Origin of the sequence: Polaromonas sp. YR568, from assembly GCF_943369415.1 — a bacterium.
In the GTDB taxonomy this organism is placed as follows: domain Bacteria; phylum Pseudomonadota; class Gammaproteobacteria; order Burkholderiales; family Burkholderiaceae_C; genus Polaromonas.
Window position 1 is genome coordinate 1 of sequence record NZ_CALRNF020000009.1, and the last position, 20,921, is coordinate 20,921.

Genomic DNA, 20,921 nt, shown 5'->3' on the forward strand with positions numbered 1-20,921 from the left:
AGCACCCTAACCATACAAGCGAAGCGCAGCGTAGCGAGTTTAGCCAGACCCCGGCTGGACCGAGCACCGCAGGTTGCCCGTAGCGAAGCGGAGGGACGCAGGAGCCAGGGTCGCCTTTTCTTTTGCTTACTTTTCTTTGGCGAAGCAAAAGAAAGTTACTGGCCGCCGGGCCACTCCCGGCCAGCAAGCCCATGCAAAGGCCACATGCGCGCAAAGGCCGGCGCAAGACCCGGCCTGCCTATAATTGCCCCGTGCCCCACCACCCCGCCACCCGCCTGACCCTGCCCGTATGGGAACGCCTTGCCGCCTGGCTGGCCTTCCTGGCCGTGCTGTCGGCGCTGTGGGCGCCGCTGTCCATGCTGGCGCAGGACGTGAAAACCGGCAAGCTGGGCGGTATTTGCAGCGTCAACACCGCTTCCTCCCATGCCGGTGGTGATGCCGCCGATGACGACGCGTCCACCGGCTTGCGCTGCGACCTCTGCGGCTCGCTGGGCCTGGTGCTGCCGCCTTTGCCGGTGGCCGCTTCACCTTGTTTCGCCGGCACCGCTGTTGCCGTGGCGGATGTCCCGGCGGCCGCCGGCGCCGCCGTGCCGGGGCTGCCTTTCAGCCGTGGGCCTCCCGCACTCTGAGCTGAACCGCCTCGCCTGAGGCATTCCCGCGTGCGGGCCTGGCGGCCTGTGCGCCCGTCCGTTCAATTCAAAGTGTGAGTTTTCCATGAACCTTTCCCGCACACCGTGCGCGCTCGCCTGGCGCGGCGCGACTGCGCTGGCCTTCCCCCTGGCGGCGTTCGCGCAGGCGCCGGCAGCCGAATCACCGGTCAAATCCCTGGGTGTGGTGACCGTCAACAGCGGCCAGCCGACTTCCCTGCCCACGCAAATTCCCACCACCATTGAGGGCATCACGCGCGAGCAGATCGCGCAAACCATCAACGCCACCGACAGCGAAGACGCGCTCAAGTACTTCCCCAGCCTGCTGGTGCGCAAGCGCTACATCGGCGACTACAACCATGCCATCCTGTCCAGCCGCGCCTCGGGCACCGGCAACAGCGCGCGCTCGGCGGTGTATGCCGACGGCATTTTGCTGTCCAACTACCTGGGCAACGGGATTGCCAACGGCACCAACTTTGCGCCGCGCTGGGGCCTGGTATCTCCGGAGGAGATCGAGCGCGTCGACGTGCTCTACGGCCCGTTCTCGGCCGCTTATCCTGGAAACTCGGTCGGGGCGGTGGTCGACTATGTCACCCGCATGCCCACGCAGCTGGAAGCGCACGCCAAGCTCAGCGGCTTTACGCAGAATTTCAAACTCTACGGCACCGACAGCAGTTTCAGCGGCAGCCAGGCCAGCGCCTCGCTCGGCAACCGCAATGGCGACTGGTCGTGGTTCGTCAACGTCAATCGCACCAAAAGCGCAGGCCAGCCTCTGACATTTGCAACCAGCCCCGTCAGCACCACGGCAGCGGCGCCGGGCGCGCAGGCTGTCACGGGCGCCGTGCCCGGCCTGAACACGAGAAACGTGCCGTGGCTGCTGCTGGGCGGCGCAACGCAGTACGACACCACGCAGGAGCACGCCAAGCTCAAGGTGGCCTATGATTTTTCGCCCACCATCCGTGCCAGCTACACGCTGGGCTATTGGTCGACCGACACGCAGAACCGTTCGGAGTCTTACCTGCGCAATGCCGCCGGTGCGCCGGTCTACAGCGGCAATGTCAGCATCGACGGCCGGGGGTATGCGCTGGCACCAACGCTGTTTGGCGTGAGCAACGAGACGCTGGAGCACGTGATGCACGGCTTGTCGGTCAAGTCCAACACCCAGGGCGTGTGGGACTGGGAAGTGGCGGCCAGCCTCTACGACTACCAGAAGGACCAGGCTCGCGCGGCAGGCACCGCCTTGCCGGGCGCTCTCAATGGCGGTGCCGGCACCCTCCAGGACCAGGACGGCACCGGCTGGAATACCCTGGCGCTCAAGGGCATCTGGCGGCCCGAAGGCATCAAGGGCGCGCACATCGTCGATTTCGGCTTCCAGCAGGACAGCTACAAGCTCAGGATCCTGAAATCCAATACCGTCGGCAGCTGGCTCACGGGCGGCGCCGGTACGGTGGTCAGCGACGTCGGGGGGAAGACCCAATTGCGCAGCCTTTATGCGCAGGACGCCTGGTCGTTTGCGCCCAAATGGAAGACCGTGTTGGGTGCCCGTGTCGAGAACTGGACCGCCTCCAGCGGGTTCACCAATTTTGGGCCCGGCAACGCGGCCAACACGAACTACGCCTCGCGCAGCGACAGCGCCGTGTCACCCAAGGGCGCGCTGTCTTACCAGTGGTCGGCGGATACGGTGCTCAAGGCATCGGTAGGCCGCGCGGTGCGCTTTCCGACGGTCGGGGAGTTGTATGGCGCGACGGCCACGGTCAATTCCCAGTACATCAACGACCCGAACCTCAAGCCGGAAAAGTCCTGGACGACGGAACTCACCGCGGAGAAAGACCTCGGCAGCGGGATCTTGCGCTTCACCTTCTTCGCGGAAAACACACGCGATGCGCTTTACTCCCAGCAGACTTTTGATGCGGCGGCCAATACCAATATCAGCCGCGTGCAGAACGTCGGGCGGATCGCTACCCAGGGCGTTGAAGTGGCCTACAGCGGCAATGACGTGTTCCAAAAAGGCCTGGACCTGAGCGGCAGCGTGACTTACGCTGATTCACGCATCAAGGAGAACAAGGGCTTTGTGCTGGTGGCCGGTGATACGGTCGGCAAGTACCAGCCGCGGGTGCCGGTGTGGCGCGCCACGGCCCTGGCCACCTACCGCTTCACGCCGCAGCTGTCAGGCACTTTTGCGGCCCGCTACAGCGGCAACCAGTATTCCAGTCTCGACAACGCCGACGTGAACGGCTTTGCCTACCAGGGCACCAGCAAGTACTTCACCACCGACGTGCGCGTGCGCTACCAGGTGAACAAGCAGTGGAGCGCGGCGGTCGGCATCGACAACCTGAACAACTACCAGTACTGGAATTTCCACCCCTATCCCCAGCGCACCTTCATGGCCGAACTCAATTTCAGCCTTTGAAGCCGCCGTTTTTTGCTTTTTTGATTTTTGATTTTTGATTTTTATCGCCACCAAGGATGAACCATGAAACACCCCAACGCTTTTAAAACCATCGCTGCCTGCGCGCGTCCCTGCCTGGCGGGCGCCCTGTTCCTCGCGGCCTCGCTGCCTGCCGCGGCCCACGTCACCCTGGAATACCAGGTGGCCAATGCCGGCAGTTATTACAAGGGGACCTTCAAGGTCGGGCACGGTTGCGGCAGCTCGCCCGTCAAGCAGATCGTGGTGACGATTCCCGCGGGTGTGCAGGGCGCCAAGCCCATGCCCAAAGCCGGCTGGACGCTGGAAGTCACGCGCGAAAAATTGGCCCAGCCGCGGCAGGACCACGGGAAAGCCATCACCGAAGAGGTGGCGCGCATCAGCTGGACGGCCAAAACACCCGCCGACTATTTGCAGGACGACTGGTATGACGAGTTTGTGCTGCAAGCCAAACTGCCCGCCAGGGCCGGCATGCTGTACTGGCCGGTTCTGCAGGTTTGCGAGGGCGGCAAGGTCGACTGGGCGGAAGTGCCCAAGCCGGGCCAGAAACTTTCGGAGCTGAAAAACCCCGCCGCCGCACTGGAACTGATGCCGACGGACGGTGGCGGTGAGCACAATCACTGATCGCGCCGGCTGCTTCCCGCTGTTAAATCCCCTTCATCGCTTCAAGGAGCACTTCGACATGACATCCGCAAAATTTTCCAAAGCCGCACTCGCACTCTCGTTGCTGGTGGGCAGCATGGCCGCCCTGGCGCAGTCCGCCGCCGTCCAGGTCGATGGCGCCTGGGCACGCGCCACCGTGCAGGGACAAAAGGGCACAGGCGCCTTCATGAGCCTCACCGCCAAGGACGCCACCCGGCTGGTTGGCGTGTCCTCACCGGTGGCAGGTGTGGCCGAAGTGCATGAAATGAAGATGGAAGGCGACGTCATGAAGATGCGCGCCGTGCCGTCGCTTGACCTGCCCGCAGGCAAGAAAGTGGAGTTCAAGCCGGGCGGTTACCACGTCATGCTGATGGACCTGAAAGCGCCGCTGGCCAAGGACAGCACCATTCCCGTGACTCTGCTGTTCAAGGATGCCAAGGGCGTGGAAAGCAAGCTGGAGCTGAAACTGCCGGTGGCAACTGCGGCGCCGGGTGCGGCGGGTGGCACGGCTGAACACAAACACTAGTGCTGGGCCTTAGCCGCGTTTGCCCGGGCTCAGCCGCCGGTACACCGTGGCCCGGCTCACGCCCAGCGCCTTGGCGGCCTGCAGCACGTTGCCGCGCGCGTCGCTGACGGCCTTGCGGATCAGTGCTGTCTCGAGTTCCTTGAGCGGCCGGCCGCAGTCGCTGGAAGGCGGCAGCGGCAGCGAGGCGGACGTGGCGTCCCGGCCCGCCATCACCGGCATCGCATGCAGGCGCAGGCCCGACCACAGCGGCGCCTCCAGCACGCCGCCGCTTGCGGGGCTGCGGCGCTGGGCCGCGTCGAACAGCATCTCAAAGGGCATGGCGAACAGTTCGCTGCAATGCGGCGCATCGGCGGCCGTTGTGCCCAGGCGCGGGAGCATTTGCCGCGCCGCCGGGTTGGCGCCGGTGATGCAGCCGTCGGCATCCACGCAGACCAAGCCGTCGGTGTCGTCGCCCAGCACCCGGCCCGGCCAGTTGAGGCGGATCAGGAGGGCATGGGGCCGGCCCAGCGTGAGCGCGTTTTCGATGCTGCGGGCGGACTGGGTGACCAGGTGCTTGAGTTCGGGCCGCTCGGCCGCTTCTATGCCCGTCAGGTCCAGCATGCCGGCGCAGCGCCCGTCGGGGCCGAACAACGGCGCGCCGGCGCAGCTGTAGACCGAGGTCGCGTCAAAAAAGTGTTCGCCCCGGTGCAGCCAGACCGGCTGCTGCTCGGCCAGCGCCGCGCCTATGGCGGAGGTGCCTATGCGCGATTCCGACAGGTCGGTGCCTATGCGCGTGATCACGTCGGCGCGGCTGTCGCTGCGGTCTATGGGGCCGTTCACGTCGACCACCACGCCGGCCTGGTTGGTCAGGATGGCGAAGTAACGGGTGTCTGCAATCGCGCGGCCCAAGCGCTCCAGCGCGGGCCTGGCGGCTTGCACCAGCAGATGGTTGGCCTCGCGGTGGCGCCGCATCGCGGCAGCCGGCACCACATCGAAGGAGGGTGATTGCTCGGGGCGCTGGCCGACGGCCAGGCAGCGCTGCCAGGAGCGTTCTATCCAGGCCTCCAGGGCGGGTGCGGCAGGGTCACGGGTTTCACCGTACAGCACTGCCTGGCGCGCGCGCCCTATGCGTGCCAGCCGGTCCTGGCCGCCGGTTGGCGGCGCCGGGTGAAAAGGGGTCATGGAAGCCATGGCCCATTGTGGCCAATTCCGGCGGCTTGCGGTAGCTGGGGGTTTTGCCTGGCTGCGCCGTTGCGGAAAACCCGGTGAGCCGGCTCAGCGCGCGTGGGCGGCGATCACGAACATGGCGGACTTGAGCCCGGCCACCGTCAACAGCAGCGAACCCAGCACGTGCACCGTGGCCGTGAAGGCCGCCAGGCCGTAGCGCGCGTCCATCAGGAAGATCACCACCTCGGCCGAGAACGAAGAAAAAGTGGTCAGCCCGCCCAGGAAGCCGGTCACCAGCGCCAGGCGCCAGACCGGGTCCAGCTGCGGCATCGCCTGGAACACCGCGATGCAGATGCCGATCAAATAGCCGCCTATGAGGTTGGCCGCCAGCGTGCCCCAGGGGATGACGCCGCCGGGCGTGAGCCAGAGGCCGAGGCCCCAGCGGGCCAGCGCGCCCAGCGAGGCGCCTATGGAGATGGCAAGGACAGTCAGCATGGTGTGTACCGGGGCTAGGGGTGGTTTGTTTGGCGGGACAATGCAGCCATGACTTTAACCGCAGCCCCGGCCACAGGCGCTCCCGGCTTCCTGGGGGTGGTGATGCTCGATACCCGCTTTCCGAGGCCGCCCGGTGACGTGGGCCATCCCGGCGCCTTTGGCGTGCCCGTGCGCCGGCATGTCGTGCAGGGTGCCTGGCCCGGCACGATTGTGCAGACGGCGGCCGGCCTGCGCGCCGCGGGTGTGGCGCCGGCCTTTGCGCGGGCCGTGCAGGCGCTGCAGGCCGAGGGCGCGCGGGCCGTCACCACGAGCTGCGGCTTTCTGGTGCTGCTGCAGGACGAGTTGCAGGCTGCAGCGCAGGTGCCCGTCATCACCTCCAGCCTGCTGCAATTGCCGGCGCTGCTGGCGCGGCATCCCAAGGTCGGCGTGCTGACCATCAGCGCGGCCGCGTTGGGGCCTGAGCATCTGCTTGCGGCGGGCGTGCCGGCGAATCGCCTTGGCGACGTGGTGGTTCAGGGTGTTGAGCCGGCGGGTGAGTTTGCGACGGCCATCCTGGGCAACCGCGACACCATGGACCTTGAACGGGCCGGCCGGGATGTGGTGGATGCGGCGATGGCGCTGAAGCGGCGCGAGCCTGCGCTGCAGGCCGTGGTGCTGGAGTGCACCAACATGCCGCCCTACCGGCAGGCCGTGGAAGCGGCCACAGGCCTGAAGACCTGGGCGCTGGCCGATGATGAAAGATTGTTGCGCCCGTGGAAATGAGGGCGCCGCGGGCCCCTACATCTTGCCCGGCAGCCAGGTGGCGATCTGCGGGAAAAACCAGAGCAGCAGCACCATGCCGCACATCAGGAAGAAAAACGGCAAGGTCACGCGCGCGATGTAGGTGATTTCTTTCTTGGTCATGCCCTGCAGCACAAACAGGTTGAACCCCACCGGCGGCGTGATCTGCGCCATCTCCACCACGATGACGATGAAGATGCCGAACCAGATCAGGTCCAGCCCGGCAGCCTGCACCGTCGGCAGGATGACGCCCATGGTCAGCACCACCATCGAAATGCCGTCCAGAAAGCAGCCCAATACGATGTAGAAGATGCTCAACACGACGATGAGCATGAAGGGGCTGAGCCCGAGGCCGGAGACGAATTCCGCCAGGTGTCGCGGCAGCCCGATGTAGCCCATGCTCAGCGTCAGGAAGGCGGCGCCGGCCAGGATCAGCGCGATCATGCAGTACAGCCGCGTCGCGCCCAGCAGGGATTCCTTGAAGGTGTTCCAGCTCATGGATCTCTGCACGACGGCCAGCACCAGCGAGCCGACGACACCGATGGCCGCGGCCTCGGTCGCGGTGGCCACGCCGGTGTAAATGGAGCCCAGTACGGCGCCGATGAGGAGCACGACCGGTATCAGGTGGCGCGACTCGTAGATTTTTTCGCCAAAAGTCATTGCGGCATCGGGCGGCGGGATCTTGCCCTTGTTGAGCAGGGCCCAGACGATGAGGTAACCCGAGAAAAGAGAGGCCAGCAGCAGGCCGGGAAAAACACCGGCGATGAACAGCCGGGCAATCGACACGTCGGCGCTGACGCCGTAGACGATCATGATGATGGACGGCGGGATCAGAAGGCCCAGCGTGCCGGCGCCCGCGAGGGAGCCTATCGTGATGTCCTCCGGGTAACCGCGTTTGGCCAGTTCAGGAAGCGTCATCTTGCCGATGGTGGCGCAGGTCGCCGCCGAGGAACCCGAGACGGCGGCAAAGATGGTGCAGCCGATGACGTTGGTATGCAGCAGGCCGCCCGGCAGCCGGCTGACCCAGGGGGCAAGGCCCTTGAACATGCTTTCGCTGAGCTTGGTGCGAAACAGGATTTCGCCCATCCAGACAAATAGAGGCAAGGCCGTCAGTGTCCAGCTGGACGACGACCCCCAGATGGTCACGGCCATGGCGTCGCCGGCGGCGCGTGAAGAGAACAGCTGCATGCCTATCCAGGCCACACCTGACAGCGTGAGGCCGATCCAGACACCGGAACCCAGAATCAGGAAAAGCGAAAGAATCAGCAGCGAAGTGATGGCGAGATCGGACATGAAGGTCTTTTTTGTTATTTATTCGTGATGCAGTGCTTCATCGCTGCCGGCCTGGGTGCGCTGGCCCCTGATTTCCAGCACCAGCTCGTCGATGAAGGCGATCATCAGGATGACGGCGCCCACACCCATGGTGATCTGCGGAATCCACAGCGGCGTGGCGTCATTGCCGGTGGAAATGTCGTGGTAGGCATAGGAGTTGACCGACAGCATGACGCTGTACCAGGCGAACAGCATGGAAAGCGCGGTGGCCGCGGCCAGGGCCCAGATTTCCAGCGCGCGCCGGGCGCCGCCGCGAAGGCCGTTGAGGATCAGCGTGACCCGGATGTGTTCACCCTTCTTGAGGGTGTGGGCCAGCGCCAGAAAGCCGCTGGCCGCCATGCAGTAACCGGCATACATGTCGGTGCCGCGCAGCGACCACGCGAACTGGCGGTCCAGCACGCCGGCCAGCACCGACACCAGCGTGCCGACCATGAACAGGGCGCCCAGCCAGGCCGCGCCGTCGTACAGCGCATCGAGCATGCGGCGCATGCTTACTTCTTCGCCGCGTTGGATTTGTCGAAAGCCGACAGCAGGGCTTCACCCTCGGGGCCGGCGCGCTTGATCCAGTCGGCCTTCATGATGCCGCCCACCTGGCGCAGGTCGGCCACCAGTTTGGGCGAGGGCGTCATGATCTTCATGCCTTTTTCGGCCAGGGCTTTTTTGTAGAACTCGTTTTTTTCCTCGCTGACTTTCCAGCCGCGGGTCTCGGCGTCCGCGGCGGCCTTCAGCACGGCGGCCTGGGTGGCCGCATCAAGCGCATCGAAAGATTTTTTGTTGACGATGACCGCATTCTTGGGCAGCCAGGCCTGCACGTCGTACCAGTACTTGATGCTTTCATAGGTCTTGGTGTCGTAGCCAGTCGATCCCGAGCTCATGTAGCTGTTGACGACGCCGGTTGCCATGGCCTGGCTCAGTTCCGCCGCCTGGACGGTCACAGGCTGCGCGCCCACCAGTTCGGCAATCTTGCTGGTGGCCGGGCTGTAGGCGCGCCACTTGAGGCCTTTCATGTCGGCGACGGCCGAGATTTCCTTGTTGACATAGATGCCCTGGGGAGGCCATGCCACGGTATAGAGCAGCTTCATGCCCTGCGCGCCCAGCAGCTTTTCAAGCGCGGGCTTTTGCGCTTCGGCCAGCTTGTGGGCCGACGCATAGCTGGAGGCCACGAAGGGCAGGCCGTCCACACCGTAAATCGGGTTCTCGTTTTCAAAATTGACCAGCAGCACCTCGCCGATCTGGGCCTGGCCGCCTTGCACCGCGCGCTTGATTTCGTTGGCCTTGAACAGCGAGGCGTTGGCGTGCACCGTGATCTTGAGCTTGCCGCCGCTGGCCTTGTCGACGTCGGCCGCGAACTGCGTGAGCGTTTCGGTGTGGAAGTTGCTGGCCGGGTAGGCGGCGGGAAGGTCCCACTTGGTCTGGGCGAAAGCATTGGCGCCGAAGGCAAGGGCGGCGGCCGTCAGGGTGATCTTGAATTTCATGAAAGGCTCCAGGGCGAAGAATTGGTAAGTGGTAATAGGATAGACGCAAATCCCGCGCCAGTTCCCCGGACATACCCCGAAAAACTGCGCCCACCTGTTTCCCGTGATGCCGAGGCCCGCCATGAACCTGCGTTTTGTTGAAGCTTTCTACTGGGTGGCCTCGCTCAAAAGCATCTCGCGCGCGGCCGACAAGCTCTACCTCACGCAATCGGCCATGTCCAGCCGCATCGCCACGCTGGAGGAGGAACTGGGCATCCTGCTGCTGGACAGGCGCGACAAGCAGTTCAAGCTCACGGTGGCGGGCGCGCGCTTCCTGGTCTATGCGCAAAAACTGCTGGACCTGCAGCGCGAGGTCAAGCAGGAGATGGGCTCGGGCGCGCCCATGGCCGTCTCCATGCGCATAGGCGCGATCGAGTCGGTGCTGCATTCGTGGCTGATCCCCTGGCTCGAAAAACTGCGCGGCGACCATCCGGGCCTGGAGCTGGAACTCACGGTGGAAACCACGCCCATCCTGATGGACCAGATACAGCGCGGCACGCTGGATCTGGTGTTCGCGGTGCTGCCCGCGTCGGCCGACGGCGTGCGCAACCAGGCCCTGCCGCCCATGGACATGGCCTTTGTGGGCAATCCGGCACTGCACAAAAAAAGAAATTACCGGCTCGACGAGCTCGCCGAGATGGAGTTGCTGACCTTCCAGAAGGGCTCGCAGCCGCATGTCACGCTGCTGGACCTGTTCAAGCAGAACCGCATGGAGCCCAAAAAGGTGCACGCGATTTCCTCGATCTCTGCCATGGTCCAGCTGGTGCAGGGCGGCTTCGGCGTGGCCCTGCTGCCGCGCGCGGCGGTGCAGCGGCTGACGGGCTTTGCCAGCCTCAAATTGCTCACCTGCGACAAGAAGCTCAAGGCCCTGCCCATCCATGCCAGCTACCGCACGGACCCGACCTCGTCGACCGTGGAAACGGTGGTGAAGTCGGCCGTGGAATTCGCCGGCGAGGGATCGGGTGGCGGCACCAAAACAGGTCGCAGGCCGGCCGCCAAGCTTGCAAAAACCGCCAAAAAAGGTGCATCAGGGTAAATCCTGAGCATCGAAAAAATCGATGACGTAAGCAAAAAATTACTTGTTTGATTTCGTCATTTGCTGATCGCACACTTCGCCACATGTCATCCATCTGTCATGTTTTTACGAGGAGTGCGAAATGAAGAAGTCATGGTGGGCCCGAGTGGCCGCGGTACTGGCCGGTGCGGGTTTCTGCCTGTGCGCGCAGGCGCAGCAGGAAATCAAGATCGGCGTGCTCTATCCGCTGACCGGCCCCGGCGCCTCGGTGGGCGCCGAGCTGCGCAGTGCGCTGGAGCTCGCCGCCGACATCATCAATAACGGCGCACCGGGTGTGTCCGAGCTGCCGCTGTCCGCCGGCAAGGGCCTGCCCAACCTCAAGGGCGCGAAGATCAAGCTGGTGTTCGCCGACCACCAGGCCAACCCGCAAACCGGCGCGACGGAAGCCGAGCGCCTGATCACGCAGGAAAAAGTGGTGGCACTGGTCGGCGCTTACAACAGTGCCGTGACCGCAACGGCCAGCCAGGTCGCCGAGCGCGCCGGCATTCCTTTCCTGAACCCGGAATCCTCGTCGGCCTCGCTCACGCAGCGCAACTTCAAGTGGTTCTTCCGCACCACGCCGCATGACGACCTGTTCGTGCACAACGCCTTTGACTTCCTGAAAGAACTCGAAGCCAAAAAAGGCATCAAGGCCGGCGTGGTCGCCAGCCTCAATGAAAACGGCCTGTGGGGCACGGAAACCACCAAACTGCAGAGCAAACTTGCACCCGAGTTCAAGCAGAACCTGGTCAAGCAGGTGATGTACCCGGCCAAGACCACGCAGCTGACCTCCGAAGTGCAGACGCTCAAGGCGGCGAATCCCAACCTGGTGCTGCAGTCGTCTTACACGGCCGATGCCATCCTGTCGATCAAGACGTATAAAGAACTGGGCTTCTCGCCGGACATGATCCTGGCCAACAACGCCGGCTTCACCGACACCGACTTCATCAGGACCCTGGGCAAGGATGCCGACTACATCATCACGCGTGAAGTCTGGGCGCTGGACCTGGCCAACCGCAACCCGCTGATCAAGCAGGTCAACGACCTTTTCAACAGCCGCTACAAGATCAACTTCACCGGCAACTCGTCGCGCACTTTCACCGGCCTGATGGTGATGGCCGATGCCATCAACCGCGCCGGCTCCACCGAGCCCGAGGCCATACGCAAGGCGCTGGCCGCCACGGACATGCCGGGCAGCAAGCTCATCATGCCGTGGAAGGGCGTGAAGTTCGACGCCACCGGCCAGAACACCCTGGGCCAGGGCATCCTGGTGCAGATCATGGGCGGCAAGTACAACACCGTCTGGCCTTTCGACATGGCCTCGCGTGAGGTGACCTGGCCCATGCCCAAGTGGGACCAGCGCAAGTAAGCCGCGCGCATTGACTTAAAGCCAGGAGAAAACCATGACCACGGACATATTGCTTCAGACGCTGGCCTCCGGCGTCCTGATCGGGCTGATCTACGCGCTGGTGGCTATCGGCCTGACCATGATTTTCGGTGTCATGGATATCGTGAACTTCGCGCACGGGGAGTTCCTCATGCTCGGCATGTACTCGGCCTTCTGGCTGTTTTCGCTGTACGCGCTGGACCCGATGCTCACCCTGCCGCTGACGGTCCTCATGCTGTTCGCCTTCGGCGTGCTGCTCTACAAGCTGGTGATCGTGCGCATCATCAACGCGCCCATGCTGTCGCAGATCTTCACCACCTTCGGCATCATGATTTTGCTGCGCGGCGTGGCCCAGTTCCTCTGGAAACCGGACTTCCGCTCCATCGAGAACTCGGCCGTCAGCGGCACGGTCAAGCTGCTGGGCATACAACTGGGCAAGCCGCAGCTGGTGGCGGGTGTCGGCGCCATCGTGGTCACCGGCCTCATCTACTTCTTCCTGAACAAGACCCGGCTGGGCGCGGCGCTGGAAGCCACCGCCTCCGACAAGGAAGCCGCGCGCCTCATGGGCATCGACTCGCACAAGATGTTCTCGCTGGCCTGGGGCATAGGCGCGGCCTGCGCCGGCGCGGCCGGGGTGCTGCTGTCGACCTTCTTCCCCATCTTTCCGGACGTCGGCGCCAACTTCATCCTGCTGGCCTTTGTGGTGGTCAACCTGGGCGGCTTCGGCAGCGTCACGGGTGCCTTCTGGGCCGGCATTCTGGTCGGTGTGATTGAAGTCATGGGCGGGCTGCTGCTCGGGCCGCAATACAAGACGGCCATCGTGCTGGTGCTCTTCCTCGGTGTGCTGATGTTCCGGCCCCAGGGCCTGATGGGTAAAGCATGAACACCACGAAGCATTTTATTTTCGCAGGCATGGCCCTCGTCGCGGCGCTGCTTGTGCCGGCGCTAACGGACGCCTCGCACCTGAACATGGCCATCCTGGTGCTGATGGCGGCGCAGGCCGGTGTCGCCTGGAACATGGTGGGCGGCTACGCCGGCCAGGTGTCGCTGGGCCATGCGGCTTTTTACGGGCTGGGCGCCTATGCCTCGACGCTGCTGCTGGTCAAGTTCGGCGTCAACCCGTGGATAGGCGTGCTGGCCGGCGGTTTCATCGCCGCGTTGCTGAGCCTGGGCTTTGGCTGGTCCTGCTTCCGGCTCAAGGGCCACTACTTCGCGATGGCCACGATCGCGGTGGCGGAGCTGGTGCAGATTTTCTTCACCGAATGGGAGTACGGCGGCGCGGCGGTGGGTTTGTATGTGCCCATGGACAGGCAGGGCTGGCTGTGGATGAACTTCGCCACCAAGCTGCCTTACTACTGGCTGGCACTGGGCCTGCTGGTCATCACGCTGGCCGCCAACTGGTGGATAGAGCGCAGCTACCTGGGTTACTACTTCCGCGCCATCAAGGACGAACCCGACGCGGCGCGCAGCATAGGCGTCAACATCGCGCGCTACAAGCAGGTGGCGCTCTCCGTCAGCGCTTTCTTTACCGCCGCCGGCGGCAGCCTCTATGCGCAGAAGGAGCTCTACATCGACCCGAACTCGGTGCTGTCGACGGCCCTCTCGATCAAGATGGCGCTGGTGTCCATCCTGGGCGGCGTCGGCACGCTGTTCGGCCCGGTGATAGGCGCCGTGGTGCTGACCAGCATCGAAGAGTTCACCCGCATCGCCTTCGGCGGCACCGGCCGCGGCACCGACGTCATCATCTACGCCAGCCTGATCATCGTGATCGCGGTGTTCTACCCCACGGGCCTGATGGGCTGGCTGCGCAGTTTCCGCGAACGCCGCGAGGCGCGCGCCCATGCCGATCGCCAGATGGCTGCGCCATCGGCCGCGGTACAAACCCTGGGCAAGGAGGCCTCATGAAGCTGCTTGAAGTCAAGAGCGTCAGCAAGCAGTTCGGCGGGCTGACGGCCAACCAGGACGTTTCCTTCAGCGTGGAGACCGGCCAGGTGGTCGGGCTGATAGGCCCCAACGGCGCGGGAAAGACCACGATGTTCAACTGCGTGGCCGGCTATTTCGCGCCGACGGCGGGCAGCATCGTGCTGGGCGGGCGCAACATCGCCGGCCTGCCGCCCGAGGCCTGCGCCCGCGCCGGTGTGGCGCGCACTTTCCAGATCGCGCGCACCTTTGCCAGCATGACGGCCTGCGAGAACGTGATGACGGCCGCCATGCTGCTGCAGCACAACGTGGCCAGGGCCCGCAAGGCGGCGCTGGAGTGGCTGGCCTTCGCCAACCTGGAACGCTTTGCCGACCGCCCCGCGGCCAGCATGACCATCAGCGAGCAGCGGCGCCTGGCCGTGGCGCGCGCGCTGGCGATTGAGCCGCGCATCCTGCTGATGGACGAAGTCATGGCGGGGCTCAATCCCTCGGAAGTTCGCGAAGCCGTGGACGTGGTGCTCAAGATTCGCGACAAGGGCATTGCCTGCCTGATCGTGGAGCACGTGCTGGAAGGCATCATGCCGATTGCCGACAAGATCGTGGTGCTGGACCGCGGCGTGAAGATTGCCGAAGGCACGCCGAAAGAGGTCTCCAGCGATCCCGTTGTCATTACCGCTTACCTGGGGGATTGAAGATGCTGGAGATCAAAAACCTCAAGGTCTGCTACGACGACGTGCTGGCGATTTCCGACGTCAGCCTCAAGGTGGAGCCCGGGAAAATCGTGGCGCTGGTAGGCGGCAACGGCAACGGCAAGTCCACCACCCTGCGCGCCGTGGCGGGGCTCAACGCCGCCGCGGCCGGCAGCATCAGCTTCAACGGCGTGGACATCCAGCGCATGCCGGCGCACAAGCGGGTGCCGCTGGGCCTGTCGCTGGTGCCCGAAGGCCGGCGCCTGTTCCCGCGGCTGACGGTGCTGCGCAACCTGGAGCTGGGCGCCTTCACGCGCATGGACAAACATGAAGTCGCCGGTGGCATCGCCGAGATGCTGGCGCTGTTTCCCATCCTCAAGGAGCGCGCCGCGCAGCTGGCCGGCACCATGAGCGGCGGCGAGCAGCAGATGCTGGCGATCGCGCGCGGTCTGATGGCACGGCCCAAGCTGCTGATGCTGGACGAGCCCTCCTGGGGTATCGCGCCCAAGTTCGTCACTAAGGTGCTGGAAGTGATTCAGCAGGTCAACGCCACCGGGGTGTCCATCCTGCTGGTGGAACAGAACCTGCAGAAAGCCCTCAACATTGCGCATTACGGCTACGTCATCCAGACCGGCCGCATCGTGATGCAGGGCAGCGGGCAGGATCTGCTCAACGACGACAGCATCAAGAAGGCTTACCTGGGACTGTGATTCCCTTGAAACCACGAAACAACAACCCGATTCACGATTTGACCGTATGACCAAGATCTTTGACATTCCCGCGGACCTCCGCCTGGCCAGCCGCAGCGGCGGCTTCACATTGCCCACGGCGGGCCACGCGCCCGGCTATATCCAGGCCAACCTGATGATCGTGCCGCAGGCCCAGGCTTTTGACTTTCTGCTGTTCTGCCAGCGCAACCCCAAGCCCTGCCCGCTGGTCGAGGTGCTGGAGCCCGGCCAGTGGGAGCCGGCCTGCGCGCCGGGCGCCAACCTGGCGACCGACCTGCCGGGCTACCGCGTCTACCGCGACGGCGAGTTTGTGGAAGAGCGGGGCGACATCTCGGCGCTGTGGCAGAAAGACTTTGTGCCTTTCCTGATCGGCTGCAGTTTTTCGTTTGAAGACGCCGTCATCCGCGAGGGCGTGCCGCTACGCCATGTGGCGCAGGGCCGCAACGTGGCCATGTACCGCACCAGCCTGGCCTGTGTGCCGTCGGGCCCCTTCCACGGTGACATGGTGGTCAGCATGCGGCCCATCAAAAGCCGCGACGTGGCCAAGGTGGTCGAGGTGTCGGGCCGCTTCGCGCTGGCGCACGGCGCGCCGCTGCACATCGGCAACCCGGAAGAGATAGGCATACAGGACCTGTCCAGGCCCGACTACGGCGACGCGGTGGACATCATGCCGGACGAGGTCCCGGTGTTCTGGGCCTGCGGCGTGACACCGCAGTGGATCGCGCAATCGAGCCGGCTGTCGCTGTGCATCACACATGCGCCCGGCAAGATGTTTGTCACCGACACCCGGGGCTGAGCATGCGCTTCGCCTGTTCCAGCCCGCCTTCGAGCCAGCCTCCTTAACCTCCCGGGAGTTCCCATGAAACCCATTTGGACAGCCGCGCTGTGCGCGGTATTGGCAAGCCACGCCCCTGCGCTTCTGGCGCAGACCACCTGGAAGCTCGCCACGGGCTACCGGGCCGAGTCTTTCCACACGCAGAACATCTACCAGTTTGCACGCGAGGTCGAAAAAGCCAGCGCCGGCCAGCTGGTGATCGAGGTGCACCCGAACAACACCCTGTTCAAGCTGAACGACATCGGCCAGGCGGTGCAACAGGGCAAGGCCGAGGCCGGCGAGACCATCATGTCCAGCATGGTGAAGGACATTCCCATTGCGGGCGCGGACTCCATCCCCTTTGTGGTGGGCTCCTACAAGGACGCGCAGCGCCTGTGGAAGCTGCAGCGCCCCGGCATTGAAAAGCACTTCGCCGCGCGCGGCATGAAGCTGCTCTACGCCGTGCCCTGGCCGCCCCAGGGTCTGCATTCGAGCAAGCCGGTGCGCGGCCTGGCCGACTTCAAGGGCACGCAGATGCGCACCTACAACCAGACCACCACCCGCATTGCCGAAATGCTGGGCGCCAGGCCGGTGGACGTGGCCATGGTGGACGTGGGCAAGGCGCTGGCCGAAGGACGCATGGACAACATGATCACCTCGGCGCTGACCGGGGTGGAGAACAAGGTCTGGGGGCCCATCAAGTACTACTATGAGATCAACGCCTGGTTTCCCAAAAATGTGGTGTTTGTGGGCAGCAAGGCTTTTGAGGCCCTGACGCCGGAGGCCCGGGCCAGTGTGCTGAAGGCGGCGGCCGACGCGGAAGCCCGCGGCTGGCAGGCCAGCCAGGCGCTGGCCTACGGCGCCACCGAGGAATTGCGGCAGAACGGCATCAAGATAGAGCGCATTCCGCCCGATCTGGACCAGGAAATCAAGCGCATGGGCGAGAAGTTCTCGCGCGAGTGGATACGATCCGTGGGCAACGAGGCCAATGATATTTTTGTGCCTTACTACATGCCGCAGTAAGCGGCAAGCAAGCAGCAATCACACAGCCAAAAACAGGCAAGCAGCCCGGCCAGGCCCGCAAGGCGGATTTGCCGGTATTCTTCAGACAACAGTTTTAAAAACATGACGCAAAACAACACATCGAAAACGGGCGGCACGGGCACGACGGGCACGGGCAGCGGGCGCTGGCAGTTCTGGATAGACCGCGGCGGCACCTTCACCGACATCGTGGCCAAAAAGCCCGACGGATCGCTGCTCACGCACAAGCTGCTGTCGGAAAACCCCGAACAATACCGCGATGCGGCGGTGGCCGGTATACGCCACCTGCTGGGCCTGAAGCCCGGCGAGCCGATACGCGCCGACGTGGTCGACTGCGTGAAGATGGGCACCACGGTGGCCACCAATGCGCTGCTCGAACGCAAGGGCGAGCCCACGCTGCTGGTGACCACGCGCGGCTTCCGTGACGCGCTGCGCATCGCCTACCAGAACCGCCCGCGGCTGTTCGACCGCCACATCGTGCTGCCTGAGCTGCTGTACAGCGCCGTGGTCGAGGCCCAGGAGCGCGTGGGCGCGCAGGGCGAGGTGCTGCAGGCGCTGGACGAGGCTCTGCTCAAAAAAGAACTGCTGGCGCACTACCAGAAGGGCTTGCGCAGCCTGGCCATCGTGTTCATGCACGGCTACCGTTTCACCGGGCACGAAAAGGCTGCCAAGCGCATCGCGGCCGAGGTGGGTTTCACGCAGATCAGCACTTCGCATGAAACCAGCCCGATGATGAAGTTCGTGAGCCGCGGCGACACCACCGTGGTCGATGCCTACCTGTCGCCCATCCTGCGCCGCTATGTGGAGCAGGTCGCCGCCGAGATGCCGGGCGTGCGCCTGTTCTTCATGCAGTCCTCGGGCGGCCTGACCGATGCGCACGTGTTCCAGGGCAAGGACGCCATCCTGAGCGGCCCGGCCGGCGGAATTGTGGGCATGGCGCGCACGGCGGCGATTGCCGGCCATGCCAAGGTCATAGGCTTCGACATGGGCGGCACGTCCACCGACGTCTCGCATTACGCCGGCGAGTTCGAGCGCGAGTTCGAAACCCAGGTGGCCGGCGTGCGCATGCGCGCGCCCATGATGAGCATCCACACCGTGGCGGCGGGCGGAGGATCCATCCTCAAGTTCGACGGCGAGCGTTTTCGCGTCGGCCCGCAGAGCGCGGGCGCCAATCCCGGCCCGGCCAGTTACCGCCGCGGCGGCCGCCTGGCGGTGACCGACGCCAACGTGATGGTCGGCAAGGTCCAGCCGCGTTACTTTCCCAAGGTGTTCGGCCCGAATGCCGACGAGCCGCTGAGCTACGAAGCGGTCGAGGCCCAGTTCAACGAGCTGGCCGGCCAGACCGGCCGCAGCGCCGAGGTGGTGGCCGAGGGCTTCATCAACATCGCGGTGCAGCAGATGGCCAATGCCATCAAGAAGATTTCAGTCGCGCGCGGCTACGACGTGACGCGCTACACACTGCAGTGCTTTGGCGGCGCGGGCGGGCAGCACGCCTGCCTGGTGGCCGACGCGCTCGGCATGACCAAGGTGTTTGTGCACCCGCTGGCGGGCGTGCTGAGCGCCTACGGCATGGGCCTGGCCGACCAGAACGTGATCCGCGAACAGGCGGTGGAGCTGAAGCTTTCCGGCGCCGCGCTGCCCGAGATCGCCGGCAAGCTCGAGGAACTGGCCTCGCATGCCGGGGCCGAGCTGCAGCGCCAGCAAGTCAGTACCGGGAACATCACCACGCACAGGCGCGTGCACGTGCGCTATGAGGGCAGCGACTCCGCGTTGATCGTTCCTTTCGGCACGCTGGACCAGATAGAGGCCGGCTTCGAGGCTGCCTACCGCCAGCGCTTCGCCTTTTTGATGCAGGGCAAGGGCCTGGTGGTGGAGGCGGTGTCTGTCGAAGCCGTGGTGGCCGGCGACGCGCCGGCCGAGCCGCGCCATGCCACGCACGAGCCGCGCGAAGTGCCGCGCCGCGAAACCGTGCGCATGTATTCGGGCGGCCAGTGGCACGATGCGGCGCTTGTGGTGCGCGAAGACCTGCGGCCCGGCGACATCATTTCGGGCCCGGCCATCATTGCCGAGAAGAACGCGACCACGGTGGTCGAACCGGGCTGGGAGGCGGCGCTGACGGCGCTGGACCACCTGGTGCTGGACCGCCGGGCAGAGCGCGCCGTCACCTTCGCCGCCGGCACCACGGTGGACCCGGTGCTGCTGGAGGTCTTCAACAACCTCTTCATGAACATCGCCGAGCAGATGGGCCTGCAGCTGCAGAACACCGCCTACTCGGTCAACATCAAGGAGCGGCTGGACTTCAGCTGCGCGCTCTTCGACACCGAAGGCAACCTGATCGCCAACGCGCCGCACATGCCGGTGCACCTGGGCTCCATGGGCGAGAGCATCAAGACGGTGATCCGCGAGAACGCGGGCAGCATGCAGCCGGGTGACGTCTATGTGTTGAACGACCCGTATCACGGTGGCACGCATTTGCCCGACATCACGGTCATCACGCCGGTCTACCTGGGCACCGCCACGCAGCCGACGTTTTATGTTGGGTCCCGTGGTCATCACGCCGACATCGGCGGCATCACGCCGGGTTCCATGCCGCCGTTCTCCACGCTGATCGAGGAGGAGGGCGTGCAGATCAACAACGTCAAGCTCGTGGAGCGTGGCGTGCTGCGCGAGACCGAAATGATTGCGCTGCTCAAAAGCGGCAAATACCCCAGCCGCAATCCGCAGCAGAACATGGCCGACCTGAAGGCGCAGATCGCCGCCAATGAAAAAGGCGTGCAGGAGTTGCGCAAGATGGTCGACAGCTTCAGCCTGGAGGTGGTGCTGGCCTATATGCGCCACGTGCAGGACAACGCCGAGGAGTCGGTGCGCCGCGTGATCACGCGCCTCAAGGACGGCGAGTTCACGCTGCCGCTGGACAACGGCGCGCAGATCAAGGTGGCGATCCGCGTCAATGCGAAAGGCCGCAGCGCCGAGATCGATTTCACCGGCACCTCGGCGCAGCAGAGCAACAACTTCAACGCGCCGACGGCGGTGTGCATGGCGGCGGTGCTGTATGTGTTCCGCACGCTGGTGGACGACGACATCCCGCTGAACGCGGGTTGCCTCAAGCCGCTCAAGGTCATCATCCCGGCGGGCTCCATGCTCAACCCGAATCCGCCGGCCTCGGTAGTGGCGGGCAATGTGGAGACCTCCACCTGCATCACCAACGCGCTCTACGGCGCGCTGGGCGTGATGGCGGCCAGCCAGTGCACCATGAACAACTTCACCTTCGGCAATGCGCGCCACCAGTATTACGAGACCATCTCTGGCGGCTCGGGCGCGGGCGGCAAGCTCGACGAAGCCGGCAAGCTGGTGTCGGGTTTTGACGGCACCAGCGTGGTCCAGACCCATATGACCAACTCGCGGCTGACCGACCCCGAGGTGCTGGAGTTCCGCTTCCCGGTGCGGCTGGAGAGCTATGAGATCCGTGAAGGCTCGGGCGGCGCGGGCCGCTGGCATGGCGGCAACGGCGGCGTGCGCCGCGTGCGCTTCCTGGAGGCCATGACGGCCAGCATTTTGTCCAACGGCCGCAAGCATGGCGCCTTCGGCATGGCCGGTGGAGAGCCCGGCCAGGTGGGGCGCAACCTCGTGGTGCGAGCCCAGGGGCAGGTCGAGGCGCTGGACCACATAGGGCAGGCCGACATGCAGCCGGGCGACGTGTTTGAAATCCACACGCCGGGCGGCGGGGGATTCGGCAAACTGTAGACCACCCCCGTCCAGACTCACTTCGTGTAGTCTGTTC

Annotated in this window: 19 protein-coding genes; 14 read left to right on the plus strand and 5 right to left on the minus strand. The window is 64.8% G+C overall.

The genetic code is table 11. From position 1 onward, the window contains the following. The first annotated feature begins 251 nt into the window (after nt 1-251). The 4 genes from ACLV74_RS07860 (at nt 252) to ACLV74_RS07875 (ending at nt 4,240) form a co-directional block, all read left to right on the plus strand. Entirely contained in the window at nt 252-629 is a 378-nt protein-coding gene (locus ACLV74_RS07860; protein WP_411878823.1) for a DUF2946 family protein, read from the plus strand. Nucleotides 630-714: 85 nt separating this feature from the next. Beyond that, complete coding sequence (locus ACLV74_RS07865; RefSeq protein WP_411878824.1) at nt 715-3,057, plus strand: TonB-dependent receptor; 2,343 nt, start codon at nt 715-717, stop codon at nt 3,055-3,057. Nucleotides 3,058-3,120: 63 nt separating this feature from the next. Continuing rightward, a complete protein-coding gene (locus ACLV74_RS07870; RefSeq protein ID WP_411878825.1) occupies nt 3,121-3,696 on the plus strand; it encodes a YcnI family protein in 576 nt (191 codons plus the stop codon). 58 nt (nt 3,697-3,754) lie between these two features. Beyond that, nucleotides 3,755-4,240, plus strand: a complete 486-nt coding sequence (locus ACLV74_RS07875; protein ID WP_411878826.1) for a copper chaperone PCu(A)C — start codon at nt 3,755-3,757, stop codon at nt 4,238-4,240. Between the two features lie 9 nt (nt 4,241-4,249). Here the strand turns inward: ACLV74_RS07875 and ACLV74_RS07880 are convergent, their stop codons facing one another. Continuing rightward, nucleotides 4,250-5,410, minus strand: a complete 1,161-nt coding sequence (locus tag ACLV74_RS07880) for a GAF domain-containing protein (RefSeq protein ID WP_411878827.1) — start codon at nt 5,408-5,410, stop codon at nt 4,250-4,252. A gap of 84 nt (nt 5,411-5,494) precedes the next feature. Beyond that, nucleotides 5,495-5,881 carry a fluoride efflux transporter CrcB gene (crcB, locus tag ACLV74_RS07885; RefSeq protein WP_411878828.1) on the minus strand — a complete coding sequence of 129 codons (387 nt, stop codon included), beginning with the start codon at nt 5,879-5,881 and terminating at the stop codon, nt 5,495-5,497. 48 nt (nt 5,882-5,929) lie between these two features. On the opposite strand from crcB, the gene ACLV74_RS07890 reads away from it, so the two are divergent. Beyond that, nucleotides 5,930-6,643, plus strand: a complete 714-nt coding sequence (locus ACLV74_RS07890) for an aspartate/glutamate racemase family protein (RefSeq protein ID WP_411878829.1) — start codon at nt 5,930-5,932, stop codon at nt 6,641-6,643. 15 nt (nt 6,644-6,658) lie between these two features. Here the strand turns inward: ACLV74_RS07890 and ACLV74_RS07895 are convergent, their stop codons facing one another. Genes ACLV74_RS07895 through ACLV74_RS07905 form a run of 3 tightly spaced genes read right to left on the minus strand, consistent with a single transcriptional unit; the run spans nt 6,659 to nt 9,468 of the window. After that, nucleotides 6,659-7,954 carry a TRAP transporter large permease gene (locus tag ACLV74_RS07895; RefSeq protein WP_411878830.1) on the minus strand — a complete coding sequence of 432 codons (1,296 nt, stop codon included), beginning with the start codon at nt 7,952-7,954 and terminating at the stop codon, nt 6,659-6,661. 18 nt (nt 7,955-7,972) lie between these two features. Further along, complete coding sequence (locus ACLV74_RS07900) at nt 7,973-8,482, minus strand: TRAP transporter small permease (RefSeq protein ID WP_411878831.1); 510 nt, start codon at nt 8,480-8,482, stop codon at nt 7,973-7,975. Between the two features lie 2 nt (nt 8,483-8,484). Continuing rightward, the gene (locus ACLV74_RS07905; RefSeq protein ID WP_411878832.1) at nt 8,485-9,468 is read right to left on the minus strand and encodes a TRAP transporter substrate-binding protein; all 984 of its coding nucleotides are present in this window, start codon (nt 9,466-9,468) and stop codon (nt 8,485-8,487) included. A gap of 121 nt (nt 9,469-9,589) precedes the next feature. On the opposite strand from ACLV74_RS07905, the gene ACLV74_RS07910 reads away from it, so the two are divergent. The 9 genes from ACLV74_RS07910 to ACLV74_RS07950 all read left to right on the plus strand — a co-directional run bounded on the left by ACLV74_RS07910 (nt 9,590) and on the right by ACLV74_RS07950 (nt 20,884). Then, nucleotides 9,590-10,543: a LysR family transcriptional regulator gene (locus ACLV74_RS07910; protein WP_411878833.1), complete on the plus strand. Its 954-nt coding sequence runs from the start codon at nt 9,590-9,592 to the stop codon at nt 10,541-10,543. A 121-nt stretch (nt 10,544-10,664) separates the two neighbouring features. After that, nucleotides 10,665-11,930, plus strand: coding sequence for an ABC transporter substrate-binding protein (locus tag ACLV74_RS07915; RefSeq protein ID WP_411878834.1), 1,266 nt, complete (start codon nt 10,665-10,667; stop codon nt 11,928-11,930). Between the two features lie 34 nt (nt 11,931-11,964). Further along, nucleotides 11,965-12,831, plus strand: a complete 867-nt coding sequence (locus ACLV74_RS07920) for a branched-chain amino acid ABC transporter permease (protein ID WP_411878835.1) — start codon at nt 11,965-11,967, stop codon at nt 12,829-12,831. 29 nt (nt 12,832-12,860) lie between these two features. After that, nucleotides 12,861-13,853, plus strand: a complete 993-nt coding sequence (locus ACLV74_RS07925) for a branched-chain amino acid ABC transporter permease (RefSeq protein ID WP_411878836.1) — start codon at nt 12,861-12,863, stop codon at nt 13,851-13,853. Continuing rightward, nucleotides 13,850-14,560: an ABC transporter ATP-binding protein gene (locus ACLV74_RS07930; protein WP_411878837.1), complete on the plus strand. Its 711-nt coding sequence runs from the start codon at nt 13,850-13,852 to the stop codon at nt 14,558-14,560. The genes ACLV74_RS07925 and ACLV74_RS07930 overlap by 4 nt, the downstream gene beginning before the upstream one ends. A gap of 2 nt (nt 14,561-14,562) precedes the next feature. Then, entirely contained in the window at nt 14,563-15,267 is a 705-nt protein-coding gene (locus ACLV74_RS07935; RefSeq protein ID WP_411878838.1) for an ABC transporter ATP-binding protein, read from the plus strand. 46 nt (nt 15,268-15,313) lie between these two features. After that, on the plus strand, nt 15,314-16,081 hold the full coding sequence (locus ACLV74_RS07940; RefSeq protein WP_411878839.1) for a putative hydro-lyase: 768 nt from the start codon (nt 15,314-15,316) through the stop codon (nt 16,079-16,081). Between the two features lie 63 nt (nt 16,082-16,144). After that, nucleotides 16,145-17,122 (plus strand): TRAP transporter substrate-binding protein, encoded by a 978-nt coding sequence (locus tag ACLV74_RS07945; protein WP_411878840.1) that lies wholly within the window; start codon nt 16,145-16,147, stop codon nt 17,120-17,122. A 102-nt stretch (nt 17,123-17,224) separates the two neighbouring features. After that, a complete protein-coding gene (locus ACLV74_RS07950; protein ID WP_411878841.1) occupies nt 17,225-20,884 on the plus strand; it encodes a hydantoinase B/oxoprolinase family protein in 3,660 nt (1,219 codons plus the stop codon). Nucleotides 20,885-20,921 lie beyond the last annotated feature (37 nt).